19 protein-coding genes are annotated in these 24,632 nt (G+C 45.3%); 6 read left to right on the top strand and 13 right to left on the bottom strand.

Features of this window, described 5'->3' with window-relative positions; genetic code table 11:
• Positions 1-1,191 precede the first annotated feature (1,191 nt).
• Complete coding sequence (locus RJD38_RS14355) at positions 1,192-4,059, top strand: cadherin-like domain-containing protein (protein WP_367971372.1); 2,868 nt, start codon at positions 1,192-1,194, stop codon at positions 4,057-4,059.
• Positions 4,060-4,456: 397 nt separating this feature from the next.
• On the opposite strand, the gene RJD38_RS14350 is transcribed toward RJD38_RS14355, so the two are convergent.
• On the bottom strand, positions 4,457-5,665 hold the full coding sequence (locus RJD38_RS14350) for an IS4 family transposase (protein WP_032073033.1): 1,209 nt from the start codon (positions 5,663-5,665) through the stop codon (positions 4,457-4,459).
• A 115-nt stretch (positions 5,666-5,780) separates the two neighbouring features.
• Here RJD38_RS14350 and RJD38_RS14345 point away from each other — a divergent pair, with 115 nt between their 5' ends.
• Positions 5,781-7,874, top strand: a complete 2,094-nt coding sequence (locus RJD38_RS14345) for an Ig-like domain-containing protein (RefSeq protein WP_367971371.1) — start codon at positions 5,781-5,783, stop codon at positions 7,872-7,874.
• A gap of 107 nt (positions 7,875-7,981) precedes the next feature.
• Here the strand turns inward: RJD38_RS14345 and RJD38_RS14340 are convergent, their stop codons facing one another.
• Together RJD38_RS14340 and RJD38_RS14335 are read right to left on the bottom strand one after the other, a co-directional pair.
• The gene (locus RJD38_RS14340) at positions 7,982-9,175 is read right to left on the bottom strand and encodes a class I SAM-dependent methyltransferase (protein WP_005597472.1); all 1,194 of its coding nucleotides are present in this window, start codon (positions 9,173-9,175) and stop codon (positions 7,982-7,984) included.
• 112 nt (positions 9,176-9,287) lie between these two features.
• The gene (locus tag RJD38_RS14335; protein WP_005597470.1) at positions 9,288-10,691 is read right to left on the bottom strand and encodes a methyl-accepting chemotaxis protein; all 1,404 of its coding nucleotides are present in this window, start codon (positions 10,689-10,691) and stop codon (positions 9,288-9,290) included.
• Between the two features lie 84 nt (positions 10,692-10,775).
• Between RJD38_RS14335 and yccX the strand changes: the two genes are divergently transcribed.
• Complete coding sequence (gene yccX / locus RJD38_RS14330) at positions 10,776-11,048, top strand: acylphosphatase (RefSeq protein ID WP_065430353.1); 273 nt, start codon at positions 10,776-10,778, stop codon at positions 11,046-11,048.
• A 56-nt stretch (positions 11,049-11,104) separates the two neighbouring features.
• Here yccX and RJD38_RS14325 read toward each other — a convergent pair whose 3' ends face one another.
• From RJD38_RS14325 to RJD38_RS14300, 6 genes are all read right to left on the bottom strand, one after another.
• Positions 11,105-11,434, bottom strand: a complete 330-nt coding sequence (locus RJD38_RS14325; RefSeq protein WP_005597466.1) for a TusE/DsrC/DsvC family sulfur relay protein — start codon at positions 11,432-11,434, stop codon at positions 11,105-11,107.
• Positions 11,435-11,548: 114 nt separating this feature from the next.
• The gene (locus RJD38_RS14320; protein ID WP_005597465.1) at positions 11,549-12,217 is read right to left on the bottom strand and encodes a Bax inhibitor-1/YccA family membrane protein; all 669 of its coding nucleotides are present in this window, start codon (positions 12,215-12,217) and stop codon (positions 11,549-11,551) included.
• Between the two features lie 328 nt (positions 12,218-12,545).
• On the bottom strand, positions 12,546-13,295 hold the full coding sequence (locus RJD38_RS14315) for an amino acid ABC transporter ATP-binding protein (RefSeq protein ID WP_005597464.1): 750 nt from the start codon (positions 13,293-13,295) through the stop codon (positions 12,546-12,548).
• A gap of 16 nt (positions 13,296-13,311) precedes the next feature.
• Positions 13,312-14,409: an amino acid ABC transporter permease gene (locus RJD38_RS14310; RefSeq protein WP_065430354.1), complete on the bottom strand. Its 1,098-nt coding sequence runs from the start codon at positions 14,407-14,409 to the stop codon at positions 13,312-13,314.
• A gap of 1 nt (position 14,410) precedes the next feature.
• Complete coding sequence (locus tag RJD38_RS14305) at positions 14,411-15,607, bottom strand: amino acid ABC transporter permease (protein ID WP_065430355.1); 1,197 nt, start codon at positions 15,605-15,607, stop codon at positions 14,411-14,413.
• A 123-nt stretch (positions 15,608-15,730) separates the two neighbouring features.
• Entirely contained in the window at positions 15,731-16,759 is a 1,029-nt protein-coding gene (locus RJD38_RS14300) for an amino acid ABC transporter substrate-binding protein (RefSeq protein WP_005597459.1), read from the bottom strand.
• Positions 16,760-17,323: 564 nt separating this feature from the next.
• Between RJD38_RS14300 and RJD38_RS14295 the strand changes: the two genes are divergently transcribed.
• Positions 17,324-18,259 carry a precorrin-2 dehydrogenase/sirohydrochlorin ferrochelatase family protein gene (locus RJD38_RS14295; protein WP_065430356.1) on the top strand — a complete coding sequence of 312 codons (936 nt, stop codon included), beginning with the start codon at positions 17,324-17,326 and terminating at the stop codon, positions 18,257-18,259.
• Positions 18,260-18,321: 62 nt separating this feature from the next.
• Here the strand turns inward: RJD38_RS14295 and RJD38_RS14290 are convergent, their stop codons facing one another.
• Entirely contained in the window at positions 18,322-18,807 is a 486-nt protein-coding gene (locus RJD38_RS14290) for a YajQ family cyclic di-GMP-binding protein (RefSeq protein ID WP_005597455.1), read from the bottom strand.
• 21 nt (positions 18,808-18,828) lie between these two features.
• Positions 18,829-19,884: a 3-deoxy-7-phosphoheptulonate synthase gene (locus RJD38_RS14285; RefSeq protein ID WP_009385362.1), complete on the bottom strand. Its 1,056-nt coding sequence runs from the start codon at positions 19,882-19,884 to the stop codon at positions 18,829-18,831.
• A gap of 248 nt (positions 19,885-20,132) precedes the next feature.
• Between RJD38_RS14285 and RJD38_RS14280 the strand changes: the two genes are divergently transcribed.
• Positions 20,133-20,612: a PaaI family thioesterase gene (locus RJD38_RS14280; RefSeq protein ID WP_065431092.1), complete on the top strand. Its 480-nt coding sequence runs from the start codon at positions 20,133-20,135 to the stop codon at positions 20,610-20,612.
• On the opposite strand, the gene RJD38_RS14275 is transcribed toward RJD38_RS14280, so the two are convergent.
• The gene (locus tag RJD38_RS14275; protein ID WP_005597448.1) at positions 20,609-21,979 is read right to left on the bottom strand and encodes a hypothetical protein; all 1,371 of its coding nucleotides are present in this window, start codon (positions 21,977-21,979) and stop codon (positions 20,609-20,611) included. The two genes, RJD38_RS14280 and RJD38_RS14275, sit on opposite strands and share 4 nt — an antisense overlap.
• Positions 21,980-22,079: 100 nt before the next feature.
• On the opposite strand from RJD38_RS14275, the gene RJD38_RS14270 reads away from it, so the two are divergent.
• The gene (locus tag RJD38_RS14270; RefSeq protein ID WP_005597447.1) at positions 22,080-22,913 is read left to right on the top strand and encodes a S1 RNA-binding domain-containing protein; all 834 of its coding nucleotides are present in this window, start codon (positions 22,080-22,082) and stop codon (positions 22,911-22,913) included.
• Positions 22,914-23,089: 176 nt separating this feature from the next.
• Here the strand turns inward: RJD38_RS14270 and rsmF are convergent, their stop codons facing one another.
• Complete coding sequence (gene rsmF, locus RJD38_RS14265; RefSeq protein WP_083163369.1) at positions 23,090-24,511, bottom strand: 16S rRNA (cytosine(1407)-C(5))-methyltransferase RsmF; 1,422 nt, start codon at positions 24,509-24,511, stop codon at positions 23,090-23,092.
• Positions 24,512-24,632: the final 121 nt, after the last annotated feature.

The following is a 24,632-nucleotide window of genomic DNA, read 5'->3' as shown; positions in this document are numbered from 1 at the left end:
TTCAGACTCAAGCTAGTAGCCTTCTGAGTTTATCTCGAACACAAAGTCAAAGTTTAACTCAATTATTGAATTCAGCAGAAGATTCATTGCCCGGTATCATAGATCCGACGGACCCAACCGATCCGACGGACCCAACCGACCCGACCGACCCGACGGACCCGACGGACCCAACCGATCCGACGGACCCGACCGATCGCAGACCCGGCCGATCCGGCCGATCCGGCAGACCCGGCCGATCCGACAGACCCGGCAGACCGGCCGATCCGGCAGACCCAGCAATCCGACGGGCCAACCGACCCGACAGACCCGGCAGGCCAACGTCGAGCAGACGGCCAATCCGACAGACCCGGCCGACCCGACGGACCCGGCAGACCCAACCGATCCGACGGGCCGGTAGCCGATCCGACGGGCCGACCGATCCGGCAGACCCGGCAGACCCGACCGATCCGACGGGGCCCAACTGACCCGACAGACCCAACCGACCCGGCAGACCCAACCGGCCGACAGACCCAACCGACCCGACGGGCCAACCGATCACGACCACGATCCGACGGGCCGGCGGGCCCGACGGACCCAACCGTCAAGCGGACCCAACCGATCCGGCGGACCCGGCCATCCGGCGGACCCGGCCGTCCGACGGGCCCGGCCGTCCGACAGACCCGACCGATCCGACAGACCCAACTGACCCGGCAGACCCAACCGGCCGACGGGCCCAACCGGCCCGACGGACCCAACCGGCCGGCCGGGCCGGCCGATCCCGACGGGCCGACGAACCCGACAGTTGACGGGCCAACAAGATCCGGCGGACGGCAAATCGGCGGACGCCGGCCGACGGACCCAACCCGTCCGACGGGCCCAGCAGGCCGACAGACCCGGCCGATCACGACGGACCCGGCCGATCAAGCGGACGGCCGATCCGGCAGACCCGACCGATCCGACGGACCCGACCGATCGACGGACCCGGCCGTCAACCTGGGCCCGACCGATCCGACGGACCCGACCGATCCGACGGACCCGACCGATCCGACGGACCCGACCGATCCGACGGACCCGACCGATCCGACGGACCCGACCGATCCGACGGACCCAACCGATCCGACGGACCCAACTGATCCGACGGACCCAACAGACCCTTCAAATCCCCCCTCTGCAGTTGATGACCCAGTAGGTTTTAAATTAATTCAGGGAGATATGTCGCAAGGTAGTGGGTCAAGCATCGGCTGGAATGACGTGATCTTATCGAGTAATTTTGATGGCGCAGATAGTAACGTTAATATCATAGATGATGATCGTATCGGCGTGACCAACGGTGCGCCTTGGGCAGGGCCTACAGGACAGTTGCAATATGACCGAGAGTCAGGCCATTCAGAGACGCTTAGTATTAAATTTGATCAGCCAGCCACTGAGGGGCGATTTGCTGTCACGAACCTGTATGCAAATGAAGGTGAAGGCAAAAATAATCATGAAACTGGAACATGGGTTGCCTATTTGAATGGTGTTGCTGTAGCGAGTGGGGTTATAGACTTTGAGGGGCAACGCGAAGATCAAGCACCAGATAAAAATGGAGGCAAGGCCTTTTTCGATATTGATACTGGGGACTATGCCTTTGACGAAATTGTGTTTCACGCTAATGAATACACAAATGGTTTGGTTGATGATACCCAAAACGACTCTTCAGACTTTTATATTGCCGGTATTGAAGTGAGTTCAAAAGATACTTATGCCACCAATCAAGGTGAAGAGTTACGAATTCCAATTAGTGAGATTCTGGCCAATGATAGCGATCTTGATGGTGATACGCTTACCATCACTTTTGTCAATGCGGACGGGACAAGAGGAGAAGCTCGTATTGAAGGTGATGAAATCGTATTTCAACCAAACGGCGCTACGTTTGGTTCTACTCATTTAGAGTATCAAATTACCGATGGTAATGGCGGTTTTGATGAAGCAATCATTAATGTCATTGTTAATCCTAAACCTGAAGATTCACTCGTCAGCGGCGTGTTCTTACGTGACTCTGATGGCGTAGAGCAGGACACCAATCAAGTCAATGAAGGTGAGTCGTTGATTTATACCGTCGTATTGGATAAACCAACATTTGGCCCAACAACCTTTGATGCCTTGTTTTCTGGAAGTGCAGATGGCAGTGATGTGGATTACTCAAGTTTAACCTTTACTAACGGTGTGACACTGGTGGCAGGCGCTAATCCAGGCGAATTTCAATTTGTTGTTCCTGAGGGCGTTAAAGAGTTTGATGTTTACGTCCCAACTATCGTTGATGGTCAGCAAGAAGATCCTGAGCAGTTAACATTGACCGTTGGTTCGACTAACAGTGATGGCGCTTTAGTTGAATCGTCAGGAAGCGGAACGATTATTGACAATAGCGCCCCAAGCTTTGATTCAGACCCATTTGCTTACCAATTGAGCCAAGGTGACATGCGCACCGAAGATAACGGAAAAGATGCGCCAGAAGATAATGAACTGCAATGGCAGGACGTCACTCTGAGTGCGCAGTTTGGAGCTCAAACCGCGAATGTGAGTGTTGATAGTAATAATGGCCAAGTGGGGATTGATAATGGCGCTCCGCACAATGGTCCTACGGGTCAAATTCAATATGACCGTGAAAGCGGCACATCCGAAAAATTAAGCGTTAAACTTGATGCGCCAGCTACCTCAGGCAGCTTTACCATTTCTCGTTTATTTGCCAATGAAGGTGAAGGGAATGACAACCATGAAGCAGGTAGCTGGATTGCGTATTTAGATGGTGTTGCCGTTGCTAGTGGTTACTTTGATGGTGCTGATTTAGGTCGAGGAAATAAAGGTGAATTCCAGATAGAGACGAATGGTTATGCGTTTGATGAAGTCGTGTTCTCTGCGACCGAATACAGCGAAGGTGTCCAAACTGAAAGCGCAGAAGGTAAACAGGATTCGTCAGATTACTTTTTGGCGGGCATTGAAGTTGAAGCTAAGGATGGCTTTACTATTATTCGTGGTACCACACTCACCATCCCAGCCGAGTTGTTGCTTAATAATGCACACGATCTTGAAGGGGACAAGCTTAGCATTGGTGACATTTCCGTTCCTTATGCGGCGGGCGGGGTAAAGATTGTCGATGGTAATATCGAGTTTTATTCTCGTAGTGCGTATAAGGGTGATACCGTAATTTCGGTCGAAATCGTTGATGAACATGGCGGTAGCACGGTTGCTGAGATTCCGGTAAGTCTTAAAGGGGCACCACATGCAGCGGAGGTTATATCCGAAGATCTAACTGCTATTGCGGTTAACGGGGATGAATACTCACAGCTTGAAGTTGCCTTCGACAAAGTGACTTTAGAGCCGAGTTTGTATCAATTGGATTTCTCTTTCATCAATGGCCAAATTGATGCTGCAAATGACCTTTTGTTTACTAATGGCGTCAAAGTGATCTCGCAAGACAGCTCAAGTTTTATTTTGGAGATCCCTGAAGGAATAAAAGATTTCGATATCTATGTCGATGTGGATAAATTGCCTGCAGGAAGTGATGCCACCATTGTTGCTGCAGAGACGTTAAGTTCAACAAAGAGCGCGACAGATGGCAATGATATTATTGTCGGAGAAGCGAGTGATGATCAACTAGAAGGTAAAGCAGGTGATGATTTGCTGGTTGCGCGCGCTGGTGATGACACTTTACAGGGCGGCCTTGGCGAAGATACTTTAATTGGCGGATTAGGTGCGGATATTTTAACCGGTGGCGATGAAGCAGATATTTTTAAATGGCTTGATTTTGAATCATCATCAACAACAAATATCGATACTGTTACTGATTTTGAGTTGGGCACTGACAAGTTAGATTTGACCGAATTACTTGGCAATGAACCTTCTATGCAAGATATGTTGGATAATATCGTGATTGAAAAGGGTAGTAATCTTGATATTACGCTTTCTGATGGTGATGGTAGTGCGATTAAGATCTCGCTTGAAAATAGTAACAATCAATTTGACTCTATCGATTCAGGCCCTATCACTGGCGATAATTTGAAAGTGTTAGTGGATTCATTATTCGTTAATCTACCCGATTAAACCTAAATTAAGCACTAAAGGGCCTTACGGCCCTTTTTTTATGGATGAATGTGAATTACAGGTATTAGAAAAGTGTGAGTGATCTTCTGCGAAATATGGTTAGGAATTATTCAAATTGTCTTAAATACGAGATGTTAAATTGGTTAATAATAGTGTGGTTAATAAGCTATGTAAGCCGACGAACGTAATAATTCAAAGCTTCCATATCATTCGAATAAGCACAAATTGCTAACATCGACTTGTCATGGATTAAGAACGATAGCGGATATACGTGCACTAGGTAATCAAAGGACGGCAAAGTGATTAGTCAATCAGATCAAAACAATGACCAACTCAACACCTTGGTAAAAACAGCCAGCAACAATAACGCGATGCAACAAAGTGCTGAGGGATCCCCTCATAATTTCCCCAAAGCACAACCATGTTTGAATAGATTTTGAGCAAGCAGGGTTGCAGCCGCGAGCAAGTCTTCCCTCGTTATTGTGTAGCCAGAATGCCGCAAAACTTCCATCCCTAAGCGCACTGTTGAGAGTACATTTCGATTTTTGACAGTGTTAGCTTGGAAGTGCTTATCCCAACCTTGTTTCTGACCATGAACTCCAGCAAGCCAAAATGTCAGTTGAAGCATTAGGGCGATTAGCAGCATGATATCAAAGCGCTCTGAGCTGCTAGTTCGGCTATGACGGAGGCCTAAACCGTAGGCTGGGCTTTTCAAGTCTCGGAAGGTTTCTTCAATTTGCATACGCTTCGAGTAGAGCCTAACAAGTTGCTTTGGTGTTCGGATTTCAACGGGCAAGTTAGTCGCTAAAACCCATGGTTCTTTTGTCGAAGCGGAGTAGATTTTAGGTGACGGATGATGACAATTAGTCCGTGTCGAACGCTGATTTTTTCGGCCTTTAGGACGTGATTTATACAGTGCAATTTGACATGAAATTGGGTTGCTCTTAGTCAACCTCTTATAGCCTAAAGTCTTTGAGCGACTTGAGGATATGCTATGTAAGTTGCTGATAGGTTGCCAGTTTTCCGCACCTAAATCTGCATATTGCACTTTCCCTCTGACTCGACTTAACCAGTACCAACCTAGCTTTTCAACGGATTTATACCATGGCACTTTAAAGCCAGCATCACTGACAATGAGCGGTGTAGTGTTACTCGGTAGAATGCTTGCAAGGTCGGCTAGAAATTGGTCATGAGCCTTCTTTGAACATTGCTCTGAAAGCGGAAAGGCTTTCTCATAAAGAGTAATAGAACGACCATGTAGTGCCACCGAAGCCCGCAATACCATAAGCCGTTTTTGCTCACGAATATCAGACCAGTCAACAAGAACAATGGGCATCGAATTACCTGAACAGATAAAGCTGGCATGCCAACGGTATACAGCGAGTCGCTCTTTGTGCAAGTGACGATTACCTAACAATCTGTCGATTCGTTTGATGTTATGTTTTGTTCTGGCTTTCGTTGGCAGGTTACGACCAAGTTCGGTAAGAGTGAGCGTTTTACATTCAAGTAATGCGTGGCAAGCCAGCGTTAAACTGTTGAGTCGTTTTAAGTGCAATTCAGGGCAGAATTGGTAAAGAGAGTCGTGTAAAATATCGAGTTCGCACATCTTGTTGTCTGGTTATTGATTTTTCTCAGAACCATTTGATCACATGACAAGATGTGCATCTACCTTAAATTTATGATTTTTATCAAAATCATTAGGGGATTCCTCAGAACAAAGTGTGAATCAGCCACCTATCGCAGTCAATGACCCAGTCAGTTATACCTTAGTTCAAGGTGATATGACGCTTGATTCAAGCATCAATGGTGCGGGTTGGGATGAAGTCACACTTTCTGGATCGTACAAAGGTGAGCAAGTCGAAATAAAGATTGATGATGAAGATCGCGTTGGCGTGACGGAAGGCGCTCCATGGGCGGGGCCATCTGGTCAAGTGCAGTATGATCGCGTTGAAGGTGAATCAGAAAAGCTAAGCGTCAAATTTGATAAACCAGCGACGAGCGGTAAATTTGCGACAACGAATTTGTATGAAAATGAAGGTGAAGGTCAGAACAACCACGAATTTGGCGTTTGGATTGCCTACTTAGATGGTAAACCCGTTGCAAGTGGTTCATTTGAAGGCTCATACAAAGGTGGAAAAACACTGTTTGAGATCGACACCGATGGTAAAGCGTTTGATGAAGTTGTATTTCAAGCAACAGAGTACACAAATGGTGTCCAGGGTGATACGACCAACGACTCTTCAGATTTCTTTTTAGCCGGTATAGAAGTTTCATCGGAAGGTGCCTATGCAGTCAATCAAGGGGATGTTCTCAAAATTCCGCTAAGCGAATTACTTGCTAATGACTACGACTTCGATGGTGATACATTGACGATTACTTACGTCAACGGTGAGCAGCACGGCGTTGCGACTATTGTCGGTGATATGGTTGAATTTGATTTAGACGATAGCTTTGTCGGTAAGACACAGTTCACTTATCAAATTGATGATGGCAATGGTGGTGTGGATTCGGCGAAGGTCAATGTGATTGTTAATCCGTTACCTGAGCCAGCAGAAGTGACCGGAATCGTGGGCTCTGCAGTCAATGAGGGTGAATCATTGGTCTACATGGTCGAGTTAGATAAAGTCACTCTCGAAGAAGCCATATTCAACTATTCATTTACCCCTGAAAATGGCGCAAGTATTTATGATGTTGACTTAACTAAAGTCACATTTTCTCATGGCGTGACAGTGAATGAGTTTGGTCAGCTTGTTGTTCCCGCAGGTGTGCCCCAGTTTGAAGTCTATTTACCGACAGTTGACGATATTGAATATGAGCCAACAGAGAGCTTCCGCCTAACTATTGAGAACGAAACAGCGCTGGGCGACATCCTTAATGATGGTGATACTGCTATTATTGACGTGGTTTCAGACGGTGATCGCGTTGATACCGTGCACTATATGCAAGGTCACGGTAAATACCTATGGTCAGGGTCTGCGGCTGAAATCGGTCAATCTCAAATTTATCAACTCGGTGAGTATGATCAACAGAATGGATTGATGATAGATGTCGGTGATGCCGGTGATGATGTCTTTATGGGCGCAGGTAATGACTACATTAAACTCGGTGATAGTCACGCACGTTTAGATGAAAATGCCCATTCGCAAGCAAATCAATTGGATGCACAAACTAAGATTGGTAACTTCATGTCTGGCTCTGATGATGATCAATTGTTAGCCGCGGCTTGGGGTGAAGATAGTGCTCTGAATACTTCAACGGTGAGCAACGCCTATATAGATGTTGCGCATGCTGGTGGCGGTGATGATTTCGTTCATGGCCAAAATGGCGCAGATGCGATATTTGGTGGTTCAGGTAATGACACTCTACTAGGTGGCGAGGGAGTCGATGGCCTACGTGGTGGTTCAGGAAACGATACGCTTGATGGTGGTATTGGTGAAGATATTCTGATCGGCGGTACTGGCAATGATATCCTAACTGGTGGACTGGATGCGGATATCTTTAAATGGGTAGATCAAGGAGCTGAGTCTCGCAATGACCAGGATCTCATCAAAGATTTTGAAGTGGGTACTGATAAGCTTGATATTTCAGAACTGCTGGGTGATGTGGATTCAATGCAAGATTTGCTGGAGAACATTTCAATCGAAAAAGTTTCTCGTCAAGATGTAGAGATCGTCATTAACAACGGCGACGACGTTGATATTTCCATTACCCTTGAAGGAGTCGGTTCAGAGTTTGGCGGGTACAACAAAGGACCACAAACCGGTGACGCCATCGCTCCTATTCTCGACAATTTGTTTATTAACCTGCCAGACTAACCTCGTTCAATACTCTTTTGGACAGGTTAATCCGCAATAAAAAAGGGCCGTTAGGCCCTTTTTTGTATCATGATTATGATCGTTATATTGCGTTCAACAACGCTCGACTACAGCACTTTACAGGCGAAACCTTTTAGGTAGAAACCTTCTGGGTACGCAGTGTCAGTAGGGTGGTCCGCAGCTTGTTCGAAACGCTCAACAAACTTAACTTGGCGGCCTGCATCAAGCGCGGCATCGGCGATAATTTTCTGAAATAGACCTTGGTCCATCAAACCTGAGCACGAATAAGTCAACAATGTGCCACCTGGATTTAGGATCTGCATGGCAAGCATATTGATATCTTTGTAACCACGACAAGCGCCATTTAGTTGCGCTTTGCTCTCTGCAAATTTCGGCGGGTCCATGATAACAACGTCAAACTTAGTACCTTGATCACGGTATTCGCGTAGTAGTTTAAATACATCAGCGTTTAGAAAAACAGCGCGCTTCTTAGAGATATCAAACTCGTTTAGCTCGGCATTGAACTTCGCAGTGTCAAGTGCTGGTTGTGAAACGTCAGCATTGATAACACGTTTTGCTCCGCCTTTTAGGGCGTATAAGCCAAAACCGCCAGTATAAGAAAAGCAGTTTAATACGTCCTTGTTCTTTACATATTTCATCGCTTGCTGGCGGCTATCTCGTTGGTCTAGGTAGAAACCTGTTTTATGACCACCAACGATATCAACACTGATCTTGACGCCATTTTCTTCAATAACAACGGACTTAGGAGGCTCTTGGCCGTGAAGTACACCTGTCGTCTCTGCTAAACCTTCTTTCTTACGAACGGCCACATCTGAACGCTCATAAATATTGATGTCTGGAAAAACTTCGAGGAGAGCTTCAACCAGTGTCGCTTTATTGTATTCCGCGCCAGCGCTTAATAGCTGGCAAACCAAATAGTCTTGGTAGCGGTCGATGGTAATGCCCGGTAGGCCGTCAGATTCAGCGGCGATTAAACGGTAACCCGTTAAACCATCACGTTCGATGATGTCTTCGCGAAGCAGTTGAGCGTCACGAATACGTTTAACAAAAAACGCTTTATCAATAGGGGTATTCTCAAAGCTCCATACACGAGCACGAATTTGAGAATTTGGTGAATATGCCGCTTTAGCTAGCCATTGGCCGTTGTCGGCAAATACATCTACCGTTTCACCAAGTTCAGGTGAACCTTCTACTTTGTTAATGCCACGGGAAAACACCCACGGGTGCATGCGACGAAGAGATTTGTCGCGGCCTTTAACGAGGTAAATTGCTGGGGTCATGGGTTCACTCAATTGGTTGTTCACAAAGGGGGAGTATTGTCGGGGAAGCGTCAGTGAAAAGCAAATAAAAGAGCCGCTTGAAGCGGCTCTTATTGGGTGGGTTTGCGTTAGGTTAGGCTTTTATGCCCCTAAGCATCTCTTCCATGGTGGTACTTTGGCTGCGCAGTTGTTCAATATGCGCTTTAGATGCGTTGATCATCCCACTCACCGTACTAGATTGATGTCTAATTTCATCCACACTGGCAGCAATATTATCAGCCACGACACCTTGTTGTTCGGCAGCGGTTGCAATTTGTGTTGAGCTATCGGAGATTGTTTGGTTTTTATCCGCTAATTCACCGATTTCGACGTTTACCTCAGCCATTAGTTGTTGACCTTGGTTCGCGCTCATCACGGTAGTTTCCATCAAACGAGTCAGTGATTGGCTATTACGTTGCAGAGCTTCAATCATTGATTGGATCTCAACCGTTGCTTGTTGTGTTCGGCCTGCTAGGGCGCGCACTTCATCAGCGACCACCGCAAAACCGCGACCTTGTTCACCAGCACGCGCAGCCTCGATGGCAGCATTAAGTGCCAGTAAGTTAGTCTGTTCTGAAATGCCATTGATAGCCGTGACCACTTCATCGATTTGAGCTGCATTTGCATCCAGTTCCGCAACAGCTTCAGAGGCCGATTGAATCTCGGATGATAAACTAGAGATAGAAGTCAGAGTGTTCGCAACCTTGACTTGGCCTTGCTGAGCGACGCTTTGGGCTTCACTAGTATTCGCACTAGAATTATGAGCTAAGCTGGCCACTTCACGAATAGTGGAAGCCATTTCTTCTGTCGCGCTCGCCAAGGAGTCTAGGTGCTCTTGTTGATTAGTGGAAACCTGAGAGCTTTCTTGCGTCGCTTGGTTTAATTCAGAGCTGATTTGCTGCATAAGTGCAATGGACTCTTGAATGGAAAGCACCATATTTTGTTCGCGTTCAGCGACTTTATCGATGGTGATGGCAATTTCGCTAAATTCGTCACGGACTTTAAAAAAGTTCATGCGATTTGTGAGTTCACCATCTGCCAGCGTATTTAGGGCTTTGTTCATGGTAAACATCGCACCACCGATAAAGGTCATGATGTAGTAAACCGATAGAGCCATAATTGAAAGCGTGGCGATGATAATGCCAATTTGCATTGATGAAAGAGCGGACCATACATTCTGCTCATGAGTTGCGATCAGGTTGAATTCGCCGCCGTTCACAGCAATGGAACCTTCACCGTAGCCAAATGCAATGTTGTTAGAGCCCGCGATCAGGTTAGCCACTTGCTCTTTTGTTAATTGGCCTGTTTCAATGATGTTTCCAATCAAAGTGAGCTCATCGTGATAAAGGTTATCAACCATTGACTGAGAGGCGCTATCAAGAACTAAAGTTAAGATGAGCAGGGCCGCGATAGGCAGCAAAAAGAGTAAGTAAAATTTTTCTTGAAGCTTTAGATGAATGAGATATTTATCAATCCAACGAAACGGTATTTCTTTCATAATTATAATTCCTTCGATAGACGCAAGGGGAGAGTTTGTAGAGTAATTGCACTATATCACTGTGACATAAAAGGAGGTACAAAAATGACAGTTAAATGTATGAAATTTAAGGTGTGTGGCAGAGTTCAGGGCGTAGGTTTTCGCTACCATACGGCCTATCAAGGTTTAAAGTTGGGGGTAACAGGCTACGCAAAGAATCTGAATGACGGTGATGTTGAAGTGGTGGTTTGTGGCAGTGAACAACAAATTGCAATGATGGAAAAATATCTTCAACAAGGGCCGAGAAGTGCACGTGTCGATTCGTTAGTCAAAGAAGAATTAGAATATAAACCGTATAACGGATTTGTAACCCTGTAGCCGACTTGCACGATTAGTCGAGCTACAGGAATGTTCGTATGACTAGAGAGCCGCTATTACAAACATTTTGCCGGTTTAGGCAAGCCAGCTAATTTTGTCGCTTGCTTTGCCGGGCCTTCTTTAAAGAGTTTAAATAGGTACTTACTGTTACCTTTCTCTTCTCCATGTGCCTTAGCCATCGCTTTAACCAGCATTCTTACCGCAGGAGAGGTATTAAATTCAAGGTAGAAACCTCGTACAAAGTGTACAACTTCAAGATGCTCGGCAGTCAGCGTTATGCCTTCTTGTTCTGCTAAGATCTCTATCATTCCTTCTTCCCATTGGTTGTGATCCAATAGGTAGCCTTGAGCATCTGTTTCAATTTGTATGCCGTTATATTCGAACATTTTAGAAATCCAGTCGATTAGGTCAGAAATAGGGTAGCTCAGCAGAAGAGTTTGCTCAATAAAAAAGCCCGATGGCAATACACCATCGGGCTTTTTTTAAACAACGGTGACTAATTAGTCGTCGTTCATGATGCCTAGGATGCTTAGTAGGCTGGTGAACAAGTTCAGAATGTTTAGGTACATTGAGATTGTTGCACTCACGTAGTTTGTCTCTTCACCGCGAACGATACGGCTTGTGTCAAACAAGATAAAACCAGAGAACACAAGAGCAGACATGCTGCTGATAGCCAGTTGACCCATGGTTGAACCAACGAAAATGTTGATGATTGCCGCCACGATGACAATGATAAGACCAGCCATTAGGAAGTTACGCATGAAAGAGAAGTCTTTCTTACTGGTGATGGTGTATGCCGATAGGCCTAGGAATACCATACCCGTTAAACCAAGTGCTTGTGCGATGATCGATGGGCCATTGGCAATTGATGCGTAGTAAGACAACATTGGACCTAGAGCACCACCCATTAGTGTGGTGAAGACGAATGTCCAAACGATGCCCATAGAAGAGTTGATGCTCTTAGGCAGAACAAAAAATAGAATACCGATCGCAGCGACTTGCATCACAATTGCCATGATTGGCGAAATGCCCATTGCCATGGTTGCCATCGCAGCAACAGCACTTGTTACTAATGTCATTGATAGCAAGAAGTAGGTGTTCTTGAGTGTTTTATTGATCTCAAGTGTATTGGTTGCACTTGTTGATCGGGTAAACATAGGGCTGTTCATAATCTTCCTCGATATGGGTTTTATGCTTATAGCTACATTTATGAGGGTGTTGGCCGAAAAGATCAAGCCTCAAGTGAGCTGCAATTAAAATAATAATAAAATTTAGGCGTTTATGTACGATTCAAGTTGTAACACAATTTAACTAACCTCTCGTCCAATAGCGAGAAAACACGATTGTAGCACACGATTTATATGAACTAGGGCATCTTTATAGGAAATGCCAACACAAGCAGGTGAGTATCAATACTCGGAAAAATAAAGACTCTAAGGGGAGCCCTTAGAGTCTGGTTAGTCTTATTGGTCGTGATAACGATGGTTTCGTAACAGTTTAATGATGGAGTATCTGCGCTAAGAAGTTCTGCGTTCGATCGGACTGCGGGTTTTCGAAGAAATCGATAGGGTTGTTCTCTTCGATAATTTCCCCTGCATCCATGAAGATCACTCGATCGGCGACCTCTTTAGCAAAGCCCATTTCGTGTGTAACACAAAGCATAGTCATCCCCTCATCGGCCAGCTCAACCATAACGTCTAGTACTTCACGTACCATCTCAGGATCAAGCGCTGAAGTCGGTTCATCAAATAGCATTACTTGTGGGTTCATACATAAAGAACGAGCAATCGCCACGCGTTGTTGTTGCCCACCTGAAAGTTGACCGGGATACTTGTCGGCTTGATCTGGGATCTTCACCCGTTCTAAGTATTGCATCGCGACTCTTTCCGCTTCTTCTTTCGGCATTTTTTTTACCCAGATAGGGGCCAAGGTGCAGTTTTCTAAGACCGTAAGGTGGGGGAACAAGTTAAAATGCTGAAAACACATGCCAACTTCACGGCGTACCGCTTCGATGTTTTTCAAGTCTTCGGTTAGTTCCGTCCCTGAAACGTAAATATGGCCGCGCTGGTGCTCTTCAAGGCGATTGATGCAGCGAATCATGGTCGACTTACCTGAGCCTGAGGGGCCACAGATTACGATTTTTTCACCTTTCTTGACCGTTAAATTGATATTTTTCAGAACGTGGAATTCACCGTACCATTTGTTCATGTCGTCAATTTCGATCATGTAATCTTGTTGTTGCGTCATATTACTTCCTTATTCGCTATCGTTTGTGGCCGGTGTGCAGTTTGTTTTCAAGCCATATCGAGTAACGAGACATGCCAAAACAAAATACCCAGAACACTAACGCGACAAAAACATAACTTTCGGTAGCAAAACCCAACCACTCGGGGTCGGTATTTGCGGCTTGGCCGATTCCTAGTACGTCGAACATACCGATGATTAACACCAAACTGGTGTCTTTAAATAGGCCAATAAATGTATTCACAATCGATGGGATAGTGATTTTCAGTGCTTGAGGCAGAATAATCAGCCCCATCTTCTTCCAATAAGACAGCCCAAGAGCATCGGCAGCTTCATACTGTCCTTTGGGAATCGCCTGCAAGCCGCCACGCACCACTTCGGCCATATAGGCAGAACTAAATAACACCACACCAATCAGTGCACGGATTAATTTATCCGTCTCAGAGCCTTCTGCGAGAAACAGCGGTAACATTACCGAAGCCATGAAAAGCACTGTGATGAGGGGTACACCACGCCAAACCTCGATATATACCGTACATATACTGCGAATGATCGGCATTTCCGAACGGCGACCTAAGGCGAGTGCAACACCAATAGGAAGCGATACCACAATACCCACCAAGGCAATGATGAGGGTGACCAGCAAGCCGCCCCATTTGTGCGTATCGACGACCTCTAGCCCAAATACGCCGCCATAAAGCAAGCCAGCGGCAAGGAACGGGTAAACGTTAACAAAAAATAGCCAAATCCAAGTGCGTTTCGGCGTTCGTTCATAAGCTAGCAGTGCGGTAAAGATCGCTAAAGTCGCGTAGAACAGCTGTGGTCGCCAGAGCTCAGCTTGTGGGTAAAAGCCAAACATGAACTGATCCCAGCGAACGCTGATAAAGACCCAACATGCGCCAACACGTGAGCAGTCGTCACGGGTGGACCCTAACCAATCGGCATCAATCAACGCCCATTGCACCGCAGACCAAATGCCGACAAAGGCAAAATAGCCAAGAATGATGGTGACAATGGAGTTGATAGGGCTGTTGAATAAGTTACGTCGTAACCAACCAACCACACCCACTGTGTTTGAGGGTGGCGGAAGGTCAGGTTGAAATTGATGTGTACTCATATTATCTCTCCACCAAAGCGACTTTACGGTTGTAGACATTCATCAGCGCAGAAGTAAGAAGACTGAGAGAGAGATAAACCGCCATCGTCATCGCGATAATTTCAATTGCTTGACCGGTTTGGTTGAGTGTTGTACCTGCAAAAACCGACACCAGATCTGGGTAACCGATCGCCATTGCTAACGATGAGTTCTTGGTCAAATTGAGGTATTGGCTGGTCAGTGGTGGAATAATAATCCGTAATGCCTGAGGAATGACGACCAGTTTTAATGTTTTAGAGCGGGGTAAACCGAGCGACATCGCAGCTTCCGTTTGCCCATGACTCACCGCATTGATACCTGAACGAACAATCTCGGCAATGAACGAAGCGGTATAGATACTTAGCGCGAGTAGCAGGGCGGCAAGTTCCGGAATAATACTGATGCCACCACGGAAGTTAAATCCTTTAAGTTCAGGGTATTCGGCTGAAATCGGTGTGCCACTCAAAAAATAGGCAACAATAGGCAATAGAACACACAGACCAAGGACAATTCGTACCATGGGAGTTTGACGACCAGTGAGCTTTTGGCGATTTTTGGCCCATGTATTGATAGCGATAGAAGCGACAATACCGATAACGAGTGTGACAAAAATAATCGATGATCCCGACTCAAAGATAGGAGAAGGGAGATATAGGCCACGAACATTAAGAAAGACCGCATCGGCAAGATTTAAACTCTGTCTCGGTGAGGGCAGTGCTTGTAGAACGGCAAAATACCAAAAGAAGATTTGTAGTAACAAGGGAATGTTACGGAATACTTCGATGTAAACAGCGGCTAAGCGGCTGACTAACCAGTTAGAAGAAAGTCGGGCAATACCAATAGCAAAACCAAGTATGGTCGCCAAGATTATACCAAGAACCGAGACCATTGCAGTGTTGAGCAGACCGATAATAAAGGTTCGGCCATAAGAGTAGGTTTCATCATATTCAATCAGTGTTAGGCCAATCCCAAAGCCTGCCTCTTGATTGAGGAAATCGAAACCAGTGGCGATACCACGTGATTCAAGATTACTTAGTGCATTGTTAACTATGGTGTAAAAGAAAAAGCCAAGTGCGCCTACAGCGATGATCTGAAACACGACCGAGCGAAAAGTGGGATTATAAATAAGGCTGGTAGCGGAGTGTTTTGCTTTTGGCGCCTCGATTTGTGTAGGTTTCATACAGCAGTAACCTCTAATCCATCGAATGTAATAAAAGGGCGGGAGACCCGCCCAATATCGTCATGCCTTTTAGATAAGTCTTTGCAAAGAAGTGCTTATCCGGTTTGGCATTGTTTGTTGTGACTATCGGATTGGTGGCGCGTACATGAAGCCGCCTGCATTCCATAGTGCGTTGACACCACGAGAGATTTGCAGTGGAGAGTCTTCACCCACTGAGCGTTCGAAGCTTTCACCGTAGTTACCCACTTGCTTGATAATTTGGTAACCCCAATCATCATTCAAGCCAAGGCCTTTACCTTTAGGGCCATCTACGCCAAGAATACGCTTAATGTTTGGATCAGAGGATTTCAGCATTTTGTCTGCGTTTTCAGAGGAAATGCCGTACTCTTCTGCGTTGATCATAGTATTTAGCGTCCATTTAGCGACGTTAAACCATTTGTCATCACCTTGACGAACCACAGGTCCTAGCGGTTCTTTAGAGATGATATCGGGTAGAACCACCGCTGAACTTGGGTCTGCTAAATTTAAGCGCAGTGCATAAAGACCAGATTGGTCTGTCGTGAGAACATCACAACGCCCAGCATCAAAACCTTTTGAGGTTTGAGCGGCGGTATCAAATACCACTGGGTTGTAGCTCATGCCATTATTACGGAAGTAATCGGCAAGATTTAACTCCGTGGTAGTACCGGATTGAACGCAGACAGCGGCCCCATCAAGCTCTTTGGCATTAGTGACGCCAAGATCTTTCTTCACCATGAAGCCTTGGCCATCGTAGTAGTTTACGCCGACAAAGTTGAGGCCGAGTGACGTGTCACGATGCAGAGTCCAAGTTGTGTTGCGTGATAGAACGTCAATTTCACCCGATTGGAGTGCAGTAAAACGCTCTTTGGCGGTTAATGGTACATATTTCACTTTTGTTTTATCACCCAGAACTGCAGCGGCAAGTGCTTGGCAGTATTCAACATCAATACCTTCCCATTCGCCTTTAGAGTTAGGGTTAGAAAAGCCCGGCAAGCCGGTACTTACGCCGCAAGTGAGAAATCCTTGCTTCTTAACTTTATCTAGTGTGCTATCTGCTGCAAGTGCTTGAGTTGACAGTAAAGCGGTAGATGCAACTGCGACTGAAGCAAGAAGGGTTAGTTTTTTAGCCATGTTTATACTTCCTGTATGTTCCATGTTAAACAGGCAATGCCTGAAATAACGTAAAAAACGTCATGTATTGTTATCAGTGTTATTGAAAATTGTGAAATTTCACAACATATCAATTCAACCAGTTATAAGCCTAGGTAAGGATTCGATGTTTCTCAAATGTATAATTTAAATAGTATTTTGACTAAAATCACAAACTAAGACATCTCTCATTATGTTTAAATGTTAAATTTATGTAAATTATACTTAAGTGTAATTTGACTAAAGTTGTCGTCAAGTTCGCGTGTAACTCGCAGTTGTTGCGTAAAATCAGTATGATATAACCGTCCTACTTGACGATATTGTGGTGTTGGCAAGCTTATTCTCTACAATCAACTTGCTTCTCTAGGCGGATGAGTGGTGATTACTTGTCATGAAGCTGAATCTTCAAACAGAATCTTTAAGTAGTTCTACGCCTGGTTCGAATGGGAGTCCCTAGCGTAATATGAGTCTTATTATTTCTATCGAGTAGATCAGGATCTGCTTAATGGGGAAGGTCACATTCGACATTGAGTGTCAGGGAGTCCGATGCAATATTTTCCAATTTTTTTAGATTTGAAAGCAAAGCCCGTATTGGTTGTGGGTGGTGGTGAGGTTGCGTGTCGCAAAGTGGATAGTTTGGTACGTGCCGGTGCAATGGTTACCATCGTTTCGCCAGCCATTGATGATTATTTGAAAAGCTTAGTCGCACAAGATGAGTGTCATTGGATTCAAAATTTCTATTCTAAAGATCAACTGAGCCGTCGCTATGTGCAAGTATGGGCGACGACAGACAACCCAGACCTTAATCACCAAGTTCATCATGATGCCAAGCAACTAGGCTTGCTAGTCAACGTGGTTGATGATCTACCGTATTGTGATTTTATTACGCCTTCGATGATCAATCGTGGTCGTATTCAAGTTGCAATTTCGAGCGGTGGTGCGTCGCCGGTTCTAGTTCGCAATATCCGTCAGAAACTAGAAGCGCAGTTGCCGCAAAACCTCAATGTCCAAGCGGATTTTGCCGCGTCAAAGCGCAATGACATCAAGCAAGCACTACCTGATGTTGAATCGAGAAGAAAGTTTTGGGAGCGTTTTTTTGAGCAGCCTGAAGTGGAAGTCGCGACCTCTTATCAAGCGCTTGAAGCTTGTTATCGCCAGCTGATTGACCAGCCTGTAACAGATGTTGGACAAGTCTCTTGGATTGAGTTTGGAAATGATGTTGAATTGTTATCGTTAAAAGCACTACGTTTGATGCAACAAGCGGAGTTGGTGCTGTATGCTCAAGAGTGCCCATTTGTTTTTGTCGACTCGGTACGACGTGACGCTGAGAGAGTCGCTTTTGATGATGAAGTGGCGTTATCTCCAATGCTTACTAAGGCGCAACAGCAACAGTTGCGAGTGGTGGTTCTGATCCCGCAGGCATCGACCAAGTTCAGTTTGCTAATAAAGCAAGCACTGCATTTAAAGCTCGCCAGCCAATAAAACAAAACCCGCCAAATGGCGGGTTTTTAAATCAAATACTGTTATCAAAGTCTACGACGAAGTTAGTCGCGGAAGTTCTCAAACTGGAATGGTTGACCAAGTTCTGCGCCACGGATGTGTGCAATAGCGGTTTGTAGGTCGTCACGCTTTTTGCCAGTAACACGTACTTTGTCACCTTGGATAGATGCTTGTACTTTTAACTTGGCGTCTTTCAACGACTTGACTACTTTTTTTGCTGTTGGTGTATCAATGCCTTGTTTGAACACGATAATTTGATGCCAGCGACGACCGGTTGCTTCAGGCTCTTTTGATTCTAGAGCACCCGCATCGATACCACGTTTAGCAAGGTGGCCGCGAAGCATTTCGCGCATTTGCTTAAGCTGAAAATCACCTTCAGCACTCAGTTTTACTGTTTCATCTTTTTGTAGCTCAAATTCAGCATCAACGTTTCTAAAATCAAAACGAGTCGTAAGCTCTCGTGATGCGTTGTCTACCGCATTACGTAATTCAACGGTATCAATCTCAGAAACAATATCAAAAGATGGCATGTAGATGTCCTCTAAGTAAATTTATGGGCGTGCTTTTACTGCGTTCGCCAATAGTTCCAACATGTTCGCTGTGTCTTCCCAACTTAAACATGGATCGGTAATAGACTTGCCGTAGGTAAGGGCAGTCAGGTCATCCATAGGTTGGTTGCCTTCGACAATAAAACTTTCCGCCATAATGCCGGCGATGAAAGTACTACCAGATTTGATTTGCTCGCAGATGTCTTTAGCGACATCGATTTGTTTGCGATGCTCTTTCTGGCAGTTTGCATGGCTGAAATCTACCACAAGTCGTTGTGGTAAATCGAATTCTTCTAGTTGTTTGCAAGCGGCTTCAACCGATTTTGCGTCAAAGTTCGTTCCTTGCTCACCACCACGTAAAATGACGTGTCCAAATGGATTACCGCTGGTGCGATAAACTGTCATTCGACCATTTTTATCAGGGGAATAGAAATAATGTGACGCTTTTGAAGCACGAATTGCATCTATGGCAATCTTAATATTACCATTCGTGCCATTTTTGAAGCCGACTGGGCAAGACAATGCCGATGCCATCTCTCGGTGGATTTGTGATTCCGTGGTACGTGCGCCAATGGCACCCCAAGTGATCAAATCAGAAATGTATTGGCCAGTGACCATATCAAGAAACTCGGTTGCGGTCGCTAAGCCAAGCTTGTTGATATCGAGCAATAGTTTACGAGCTTTGTGCAAACCAGTTTCTAACGCGTATGAACCATCTAAGTTAGGATCGGTAATCAGACCTTTCCAACCTACGACAGTGCGCGGCTTTTCAAAATACGTGCGCATCACAACAAAGAGTTCATCTTTGTATAGCTCTTGAATTGCTGCGAGTCGATTAGCGTAATCAAGCGCCGCTTCAGTATCGTGAACAGAACATGGGCCGACAATTACCAGCAAACGGTGTTTGTCTTGGCCATTAAGAATGCGTTCAATTTGGCGGCGAGAATGAGCTATGCGATCTGCAACGTCGTCCGTGATTGGGTAAGCGTTACTCAACTCTACTGGAGCTGGCATTGGTCCCAATGGTTGGGTTCTTAGTTCGTCGGTTTTAAGTGGCATACCACAGCCTATTCTTTTATTGCGAAGCGGTAAAGATAACGGAAACGCAATAAGGAATAAACCTATTATACAAATTCTTAAGCTTTAACTTATAACGAAGTAAATAAAGTAACCATAACGGGGTGACAATGTAACCTTTAAATGGTGGTAAATCTCATAATTGTTAATGCAATGTTGACTTTAAGCGGCGCTGACATTTAATTAAGACATATTGAAACACATCAGACCAGTCAGTTGTGAGGATTATGATGATTTCGCCACTACGTAAAGCGAACCTATATCTCAAATTATTTGGCTTTTTCAAAGTGCCGCTGATTTTCTATTGTAGGCCGAACATTATTAGCCTTGATGAGAACAGAGTTGAAGTTGTTATTCCGTTCAAAAGGCGTAACAAAAATCATCTCAATAGTCTTTATTTTGGTGTATTGGCGGTTGGGGCTGATGTGGCGGGTGGCTTTATGGCGATGAGCAAAAGTCAGGCTCGAGGGGAGCGAATATCATTGGCGTTTAAATCAGTACAAGCGGATTTTTTAAAGCGCCCAGAAGCCGACGTGCTGTTTACTTGTCAAGATGGTGCGCTGATAGATGAAATGTTGGATCAAGCGATTGCAACCGGAGAGCGAATCAATCAACCCGTTACGATTATCGCCACTTGCCCAACACTGCATGGTGATGAGCCAATGGCGATATTTCAATTAACACTGTCTATAAAAAAGAGCGCACGTTAAGGTAGCGGAATGTTCGGGTCGACGTCGATTTTTTCAATCGCCACGATTTTTGAACGATTCATAACGATTTTCCAACGGAAATAACGTGGTTTGCCGTCATAACGATTTTCTCGCGCGATTAGGTTGATCAGATGACGCTTCTCTACCGATTCACGGCTGACTTGTCCATTATTCAATAGATAGACTTTGTTTGAACCTTTATCCATTAAGCGGGTAAGAGGGCGCATACTGATCATCATAGATTCACGCGTTTCTTCATAACCACTCATGAACTTAGATGTGGCCATTTCGACATGTGAACGATAATGCAAAATCTGTTCTTCACGCTGTGCGGTACGCTTTTTACGGACAAATTGAATGCGATCAGGCAGTTTATTCAATTGAGTGTAATCGAGCCATTCGGTCTTTTGCCCAACCGTCTTATTGGTGGTTGGGTCGATGTAACGGCGACGCCATTTCGGTTTACCCTTACGGAACCAGCGCCATAAAACATCACGTAAGTCATCTTTAAAGATCTCGCGTAATGCATAAACAAAAGACATCGCGATGATAAATGACGCGGTGATCTCCCCCCAGTAATCACGAGCAAGAATTGCGGTGCTGGTAACGAAAACCATCACAAAGCCGGTTGCGATCCCTTTAACTACGCGCTTCATGTTTTTACCCAGTGACGTCGTGCGTTCTTTGAGAACGATCGGATGTTCGATCAAACGGCGTAGTAAGCGCATTTTATTACTCATTCGCGTGACATCGTCACGTGTGGTAGCAGAGTTATAATTATTAAGCTTACGGTGGGCTTTCTCTTTTTCGACGATGATAATTAAACGCTCTTTTAAGGTTTTATATTCACCATCACGAGACATGTGGGCAACCAGTGAGAGAAACTTTTGCTCGGTGTACCAAGAGAGATAGTTATCAATATTGGCGTAGTAGCGTTTTAAGTTCTCTTCATATGGAATGGCTCGGCGCAGTTTTTTTAATATGTCAATCGCCAGCTCGATAACCGCATCAATCTCTTCATCGGTGACGGATTCACGATCGTGTTTGTTGAGTTCGCTAACCGCTTTATCTAATGCAATCACATATTGATAGGCGAACAAACTCAAGCTGACACGATATTGTGTTGAAGATAGGCGACCACGTTTTGCTAAGCGACTGTGTACCAATGGCAACAGGGTTTTATCACTGTAGTACGCGCGTTTTTGCACAATCGATTCGTAGTAGAATTCGGTTTCTTTTAATACGTCAGGACTGAGTCCCAACTCACCAGGCACGAAAAAATAGAGGTCAAGATCGGCCTTCTTGCTGGACGCCATCGAGTGGGAAATCTTGAGGGTGATGCCGTCTAGCTTATCAACGGTAATCAAGAGAAAGCTCCGAGAGGAAAAAAGTTCTAATTATCTGGCGCAAGCATATCAGAGTTTCGCTATAATCGCCCCCAATTAAGTGTTACAGAGAAAAAATACGATGATTAATGTAGGTCAAATAAACCACCTAGAAGTTGTCAAAAAAGCAGAGTTTGGTGTCTTTCTTGATGCAGGTGAGTACGGCACCACTATGCTACCAAATCGCCTTGCGCCGGAAGGAATTGAAGTAGGTCAGTTTATTGATGCATTTTTGTATTTTGATTCTGACAACCATATCGCTGCGACGACTGAAACACCGATTGCTCAAGTGGGCCAGTGGGGTTTGATGAAAATCCAAGGTGTGAACAGCACCGGTGCTTTTGCAAGCTGGGGCGTAAAAGATAAAGATCTTCTTATCCCATACAGTGAGCAGCGTGGCCGTTTGGTTGAAGGTCAATCGATTTTGGTGTACGTCTACACAGACAAAGCGTCAGGCCGTATTGTTGGCACGACCAAATTTAACAAGTGGCTTGATAAAACACCGGCAAACTACGAAGCAAACCAGCAAGTTGACCTTCTGATTGCAGAACGTAGTGAGCTAGGTTACAAAGCGATTGTGAACGGTGAACACTGGGGCATGATCTTCAGTTCTGATGTGTTCGGCAAACTGTTTGTTGGCAAGGAATTAAAAGGTTACGTGAAAGCGGTTCGTGCAGACGGCAAAATCGATTTGTCTTTGCAAAAAATTGGTGTCGCTAAGATGGATGACTTGAGTACTCGTATTATCGAGCTACTTGAAAAGAAAGACGGCTTTCTTCCGCTTAATGATAAATCGACACCTGAAGCGATCTTTTCAGCGTTTCGTACCAGTAAAGGCACCTTTAAGAAAACCATCGGTGGTCTTTATAAAGCGGGTAAAATTATCATCGAAAAAGATGGCATTCGCTTAAGCTAAAGCATCCCTCTAAAAGAAAAGGCCCAGATCTTATCCCGATCCGGGCCTAGGGGAAGGGCTCTTTTCTGAGCCTGCGCTAACTGCTTGATATTAAATGTCTATTGATAGAGTTAATTGTAGTGCATTATTCCGTTTTAGCGAGTTTTGGCTGGAATTTGCTACTAACTTCACCCCAATTAAAACAGGTTTTTATCGCGCACTAATTCACGTGGTAAACCATTTTTCACGCGATTACCGACCCATTTTCCTAGTCCAATCACATCGTTAGCGTAAGTTACGATCACTTCGCCTTTACTAGGCTGTGCCTCTGGTCTCACATCACGTCCCATAAACCATTCACGAGCGTCATCAATCGAAAGTGCTACGCAATTAGCTTCACTGCCGGTTGCAAGCGTGGTGGCAACTTGATGCTGCCAGCGATAACCTTTTTTATGCGCTTCAGCGATTTTGATCCCCATTCGAGAGAATTTGAATTCACTTAGCATCGGTTCGAGTGCTGCTGGGAAAAGCCATACATCGTTGTCACGCAACCAAACCTGCGTTTGTGCTGGTAGTTCAATGTTTAAGGCGTCAAACAATTGAGTGGCAATATCTTGCCGAGTTTTGTCATTGGCTTTGCTAAATGGGAACTTACCAAGGCGCTTTTTAACTTCAGGTGCCGAAGCTGAGCCCAGTTTACGAATTCGGGCGACAAAGAAGCCTTCGCAGTCATAGACCTGTGGGAAAATATGCAGGAAGCCTTCTTCTGTGATGGCCTTTTCTGCCTCAGGGAAGAGATCTTTTAAGCTATCAAACGCAACTAAATCACCAAATGTGTCTTTGAGGTGGTGACAAACTTGTTGGTTCTCTTCGATACTCAGGGTACAAGTTGAGTAAACCATTACACCACCTGGTTTAAGGGCATGGAATGCACTTTCAATCAGGTCTTTCTGTGTATCAGAGATGGAAATGACAGACGCTTTGTTCCAGTTTTTCATTGCGTCAGCATCTTTACGTACCGTGCCTTCACCAGAACAAGGCGCGTCGATTAACACTGCGTCGAAGTGCTCTGGTAACCAAGCTCCAAATACACGACCATCATAATTGCTAAGTGCCGTATTTCTTACGCCACAACGTTCGATGTTGGCATGCAGTACTTTGACTCGGCTTGCTGAAAACTCGTTAGCAATCAATACACCATCGTTGTTCATACAGGCTGCAACTTGAGTGGTTTTTGATCCTGGCGCAGCCGCCATATCCAAAACGGCACTGTATGATGCTTCACCCATAAAAAGTGCAGAGACAGGCATCATTGAGCTGGCTTCTTGAATATAGAACAATCCTGTCATGTGTTCAGCGGTATTACCAAGTGGCACAACCGATTCATCGGCTTCAATCCAAAAACCTTCGTCACACCATGGCACCGGGTATAATTGCCAGCCTTTGCTCGCAGCGCGCTGTTTAAACTCTTCAACGGAGAGTTTCAACGTGTTTACGCGAACACTTTTGCGTAGTGGGCGTTGGCAAGCGGCGATAAAGTCTGCCATCGTTAGATGGCTAGGAAGAATCGCTGCCATTTCAGCAAGAAACTCTTCAGGTAGATATACGTTCTGATGCAATGTTCTATCTCGACGGGGAAAAATTAGCGCGATTATAACCTTTACTATATGGCTGCGCGAGCATCAGCGGGGGATAGCAACACAATTGCAGGTAGCGTGATGAAAAAAAACGCAGCGTAGG

Origin of the sequence: Vibrio scophthalmi (genome assembly GCF_040869025.1) — a bacterium.
Lineage (GTDB): Bacteria > Pseudomonadota > Gammaproteobacteria > Enterobacterales > Vibrionaceae > Vibrio > Vibrio scophthalmi.
Note: the sequence above shows the minus strand (reverse complement) of the source record. Positions and strands in the feature narration are given on the sequence as shown.